The organism is Nocardiopsis listeri, from assembly GCF_020741345.1.
Taxonomy (GTDB): Bacteria; Actinomycetota; Actinomycetes; order Streptosporangiales; family Streptosporangiaceae; genus Nocardiopsis; species Nocardiopsis listeri_A.
Window position 1 is genome coordinate 1 of sequence record NZ_DYZD01000013.1, and the last position, 5,753, is coordinate 5,753.

Annotated in this window: 4 protein-coding genes; 2 read left to right on the forward strand and 2 right to left on the reverse strand. The window is 67.5% G+C overall.

The annotated features are described in order from the left end of the window. Positions 1-8: 8 nt before the first annotated feature. Positions 9-887 carry a CPBP family intramembrane metalloprotease gene (locus K8V84_RS00615; RefSeq protein WP_304069177.1) on the reverse strand — a complete coding sequence of 293 codons (879 nt, stop codon included), beginning with the start codon at positions 885-887 and terminating at the stop codon, positions 9-11. Between the two features lie 39 nt (positions 888-926). Between K8V84_RS00615 and K8V84_RS00620 the strand changes: the two genes are divergently transcribed. Both K8V84_RS00620 and K8V84_RS00625 read left to right on the forward strand, forming a co-directional pair. Then, positions 927-1,610: a TetR/AcrR family transcriptional regulator C-terminal domain-containing protein gene (locus tag K8V84_RS00620; protein WP_304069178.1), complete on the forward strand. Its 684-nt coding sequence runs from the start codon at positions 927-929 to the stop codon at positions 1,608-1,610. 633 nt (positions 1,611-2,243) lie between these two features. Next, positions 2,244-3,605 carry an MFS transporter gene (locus K8V84_RS00625; protein ID WP_304069179.1) on the forward strand — a complete coding sequence of 454 codons (1,362 nt, stop codon included), beginning with the start codon at positions 2,244-2,246 and terminating at the stop codon, positions 3,603-3,605. A 76-nt stretch (positions 3,606-3,681) separates the two neighbouring features. Here K8V84_RS00625 and K8V84_RS00630 read toward each other — a convergent pair whose 3' ends face one another. After that, positions 3,682-5,340: a catalase gene (locus K8V84_RS00630; protein ID WP_304069180.1), complete on the reverse strand. Its 1,659-nt coding sequence runs from the start codon at positions 5,338-5,340 to the stop codon at positions 3,682-3,684. Positions 5,341-5,753 lie beyond the last annotated feature (413 nt).

Sequence of the window (5,753 nt, forward strand, 5' to 3'; positions counted from 1 at the left end):
TCGTCGTGTCAGCCTTCGCCGCCGGCGTTCCGGGGCAGGCCCAGGCGTCCGCGGGTGCACACCAGGAGGAACACCGCGACCAGCAGGACCAGCCCGACCTCGAGGGCCGAGGCCGGAGACCCCACGGCCACACCCTTGAGTCCCGAGAGGACGTTGATCGCGGCGTGAGTGATCACCGCGGCGATCACTCCGCCTCGGGCCGTGTTGAACACGTAACCGAGGACGACGGTGATCCCGAGGCACAGGAGAACGTACGAGGGGAAGTGGATGTGCGACTGGGAGGTGCCCTCCATGAAGAACAGGGGGGCGTGCCAGACGGCCCAGATGATCCCGAGCATCACGTTCGCGGCCAGAGGGCTGTGCGCCCCCTGGAGTCGCGGCAGGGCGAAGCCCCGCCATCCCAGTTCCTCGTTGCCGCCACCGACCAGGGCGATGAGCAGGAACTGAACCGGAACGGTCATCAGGGCTTGGCGAAGAGCGACCTCGTCCAGGGGCGCTTGGCCCAGGTACACGGGTAGCGCGGCCGAGCCGGCGATGGCGAGAAGGATGAGGACGGTGGCCGTGTAGGGCAGGAGTCCGCCCCTGCGGCGCAGGGAGTGGCGGCGAAAGAGCGCGCCCACCCCCCGGCGGCCCTGGGTGGCCGCGGTGACGATGATCGCGGCCAGCATCGGGCCGAAGGCTCCGACGGCAACGGCGGGGGTCGGGTCGGCGCCCGCGAGCAGGTGGGAACCCGCCCACCAGGTCGTCCAGGAGAAGGCGAAGGCCAGGATGAAGAAGGCGGCGAGCCCCTGGGGGGCGATGGCCGTGGTGCGTGACCGGTCGGGGGTGTAGGGGGCGGAGGACGGGGGGTGTGTGGAGGGGTTCGTTGTCGCCATGCCCAGAATCATACACTGTTGGATCCCAGCCTACAACGTAGGATTGCGGATATGCTGTTGAGCATGGCTGATACAGGATCCGAGCAGCAGTTCGAGAGCGTCTTCCATCGCTCGCCGCGCAAACGCCGCGCGAAGCCGGCGCTGAGCAGGGACCGCATCGTCGGCGGGACCATCGCCCTGCTCGACCGCGATGGGGCGTCGGCGCTCACCATGCGCAAGGTCGCCGCCGAGCTCGGGGTGCACGCGACGAGTCTGTACTGGTACGTGGAGCGGCGTGAGGACCTGGTGGACCTGGCCGTGGACGAGATCCTCGCGGGGGCCGCCTCGGATCTCCCCGGAGTGGACGTGTCCTGGGACCTCGCGGTCAGGGAGACCGCACGCCGCTTCTACACGGCCCTGACCGGGCACACGTGGGCCGCCGAGTTCGCCGGGTCGAGGCCGTTGCTCGGCCCCAACGCTGTCGCCCTGTCACGGCGGATCGTCGAGGCGATCCAGGGATCCGGTGCCGACGAGGAGGGCCAGGCGGTCATGATCAGGGCGGTGTCGAACCAGATCCTCGGGGCGGCCACCTCCGCCGTCGCCATGCGGGTGGCCAAGGCGAACCATCCCGAGGGGCACCAGGAGGCGGTCTCCGCCGCGGTGGCGAAGGCCGACGCGCTGGCCGTGGAGAACACCTACTTCGACCAGGCCCTGGACCTGGTTCTCGCGGGCGCCGAGGCACGGCGCCTTGGGTGATGCTCGGGCCCCGTGGGTCGTCATGTCGACAACGAGGCGCATCGGTATGTCGACAAGTGCCCTCGAGCACTTGGAGGGCCGGTCTCCACGCGGAGGCCGGCCCGAACCGTGGGGAAGGAAACTCGACGGTTCCTGGTGGCCCAGGGCGTCACCGGCGGTGATGTCGCAGGAGATGGCGGTCGCCGCCTCGACGCCCTGATCGAAAATCTCCTTCGTCGCCCAAGCTCTTCGGTCGGTGGCGATGAGGTGGGTCCGAGAACCCATGACGGCCGTGGGTCTCTCGTGTTCGTTCCGGTGGCAGGCCAGGCCTGCGATGCGGCGTCTCGGTATGTGGACTCGTCGCTGTGGGGATTTGTCGACCTTTCACCGTGACCACGTGGTCGCGTGGTGTTCGAAGTGCCTGAACAACGGTGGTTCCCCACCGACCGTTCGGTCAGTACATAGGTCCCCAACTGCGAATATTTGGACCCTGGTGTAGAAAGTGCCCTCCCTCACATGCCATGGTGTCCTAGGGCTCAGGCGCATACCGTCCAAATACCCCGTGTCGTGACACCTGTCGTGACCGGAGTGGAGTGTGCGTCGCGGCCCCGCCAGCGAATCCGGCCACGGCCGGCTGAGAAATACGGAGCATTGATGGCGACTTCCGACGCCGCGACCCCCGGCCCCCGGCCCCTCGACCAGAAGGAGAGGCGAAAGGTCCTCGCGGGGACGATGGTCGGTACCACCATCGAGTGGTACGACTTCTTCATCTACGCCCAGGCGGCGGGCCTCGTGCTCGCGCCGCTCTTCCTGGCGCCCCTGTCCGAGAGCAGCCCCGCCGTGGCCCAGGTGCTGTCCTTCGCCACCATCGGCATCTCGTTCCTCTTCCGGCCGCTCGGCGCGATCGTCGCCGGTCACCTCGGCGACCGCTTCGGACGCAAGAGGATCCTGGTCGCCACCCTCATCCTGATGGGCCTGGCCACCTGCGCCATCGGCCTGCTGCCGACCTACGCCCAGATCGGCATGGCCGCGCCCATCCTGCTGATCCTCATGCGCGTGCTCCAGGGCTTCTCCGCCGGTGGAGAGTGGGGCGGCGCCGCACTGATGTCGGTGGAACACGCGCCGGTGAACAAGCGAGGCTACTTCGGCGCCTACCCGCAGATCGGCGTTCCGTGCGGCATGATCCTGGCGACCTTCGTGGTCTGGCTGATCACCACGGTCATCGGCGCCGAGGCCTTCCTCGAATGGGGCTGGCGCATCCCGTTCCTGCTCTCCTTCGTGCTGATCATCATCGGCCACCTCATCCGCAAGACCGTCGAGGAGTCCCCGGTCTTCAAGCTCATGCAGGAGCGTCGGGCCAAGTCCTCCGCGCCGCTGGGTCGGTTGTTCCGTGAGAACACCCGTGAGGTCGTCCTGTCCGCGCTGATCTTCGTCGCCAACAACGCCGCCGGCTACCTGGTCATCGCCTTCCTGGCGACCTACGCCTCGCGTCCGGTCGAGGAGTTCGGCCTGGGCATGGACCGGGGTCCCGTTCTGCTCGCGACCACCCTGGCCTCCTTCGGCTGGCTGGTCTCCACGCTGTACGGAGGGTGGATCTGCGACAGGATCGGTCGGGTACGGACCTTCCAGATCGGCTACGTCCTGCTCGCGGTCTGGGCCGTGCCGATGTGGTTCATGGTCGACACCGGGAACATCTACATGTACTTCCTCGGCGTCTTCGTCTTCACGCTGACCTTCGGCCTGAGCTACGGTCCCCAGTCCGCGCTGTACGCCGAGATGTTCCCGGCCGAGGTGCGCTACTCGGGCGTCTCCATCGGTTACGCGCTCGGTGCCATCCTGGGCGGCGCCTTCGCCGCGATGATCGCCGAGCTGCTGCTGACCAACTTCGGCGCCTCGTGGACCATCGGCGTCTACATCGTGGTCCTATCCGCGATCTCCTTCGTGGCGGTCTCCCTGGTGAAGAAGGACATCCAGGGCGTCGACCTGCACGTCGACGAGGTCGCCGGAGCCAAGTAGCAAAAGCCCCCTCACCCAGGAGACGGCCCCGGTTCACCTGGAACCGGGGCCGTCTCATCGTTCGGTGGGCGGCGCCTCAGCGCTCGACCACGTGGCGTTCGTTGGGGACGCAGTGGGTCATGGTCAACCCGGACACGTCCCTGGGCCCGTTCGCCCCCAGGTTCGCCAGCCGCTCCCGGTCCTCGTCGGTGAGGTCCTGGCCGCGCAGGGGCTCCATGCCGGCCACGTCACCGGGCGCGATCCCCAGCCCTTCGCCGACCCGAAGCCCCAGTTCGTCCTCCACCAGGAGGAAGTGCCACACCATCCGTTCCTGGACGGGGCGTACGCACTGGGAGAGCAGGTCCGTGAAGTTGTGCACCAGGTCGTCGCGCTCCCACTGCTCCATCAGCCTGAAGCGCTGCCCCGCCTGTTGGTAGTCGTTGGCGCGGCTGATGCGCTTGCGGGTCAGGCGCCCCCTGATCTCGGGCCCCTGATCGTCATGGGTGGGGAACCGCCCCTCCCGGAGCCCACCGGTGATGGAGGGCTCGTAGTTGACGTGTGGGTTCTCGCCCCCCTGGTCCTGCCCGTAGGCCATCAGTCCGTCACGCTGATTGGTGCGCACGTCGGCGTGCTTGGCCTGGTTGACCGGCAACTGCAGGTAGTTGGGTCCCACGCGGTACCGCTGGGTGTCGCTGTAGGAGAAGGTGCGGCCGACCAGCATCTTGTCGTCGGAGAAGTCCAGTCCGTCGACGAGGACACCGGTACCGAAGGAGATCTGCTCGTTCTCGGCGAAGTTGTCCGAGACGTTGCGGTCGAGCACGATGCGACCCACCGGCTTGGGCGGGAAGTCCTGCTCGGGCCAGGTCTTGGTGTCGTCCAAGGGGTCGAAGTCGAGTTCGGGATGCTCGTCGTCGCTCATCATCTGCACGAGCAGTTCCCACTCGGGGTGGTCACCGCGGTCGATGGCATCGTGCAGGTCCTTGGTCGCGTGCCCGGTCTCGTTCGCCTGGACGTTGGCGGCGTCGGCCTCGGTCATGCTGCGCACACCCTGCTTGGGCATCCACGTGTACTTGACCAGGACGGTGTCGCCCACCTCGTTCACCCACTTGTAGGTGTTGACGCCGAACCCCTGCTGGTGCCGGTAGTCCGCGGGGATGCCGCGGGGACTGAACAGGTTGACGATCATGTGCATGCACTCGGGCGTCTGGGACATGAAGTCGAAGATCCGGTTCGGCTCCTGCCGGAAGGTCACCGGGTCCGGCTTCAGCGCGTGGATCACGTCCGGGAACTTGATGGCGTCCCGGATGAAGAAGATCGCGAGGTTGTTGCCGACCAGGTCCCAGTTCCCGTCCTCGGTGTAGAACTTGATGGCGAAACCCCGAGGGTCCCGCGCGCACTCGGAGGAGTCGCGTCCGCCGATCACCGTGGAGAAGCGCATGGCCACGTCGGTGCGCCGGCCGGCCTCCTGGAAGAGCTTGGCCCGGGTGAACCGTTCGATCGGTTCGTCGCCCCACTTGCCGTAGGACTCGAAGTGGCCGAACGCGGTCACCCCACGCGCGTGCACGACGCGTTCCGGGATGCGCTCGCGGTCGAAGTGACTGATCTTCTCCAGGAACTGGTAGTTCTCCAGGGTGGCGGGCCCCCGTTCGCCCACCGTGCGCTGGTTCTGGTTGTCGTAGACCTGGTGGCCCTGGCGGTTGGTGAGTACTTTGCGCTCGTCGCCGGGTCCGGGTCCCTGGCTGGATACGTCGGTCATGTCGGAGGTCCCCCGTGTCGGTCGTGTCCCCCCACTCCCCCTGCCCGAGGTGGCGCCCAATGATGCAGATGTGACCGAAGAATTGCCTGAAGTGGAGGTCCGTGAAAGCCGAGGTGGTCGGGTGTTTCACGTGAAACATCGTCCGTCGCCGATTGTGGGCCGGTGACGTGGGCCCCTCCGTCGCCCCCCGAGTGGAGGACACCGCCGGTCGGTTCCCCTCGGTGGCGTCGAAGGCGCCGGTGATCAGAGCACCGACACCCCGAGGCGTCCATGACCACCCATCCCCGGCCTTCGAGCTGTACGACCTCTGCAAGTGGTTCGGGGTCGGGCCCGGCCGCCTCCGCTGCGCACCGTGGTCGAGGCGTCGTCGGGACGCTGCCGCGAGTGCCGCCCTCCGGTCCGATGGGCTCGGT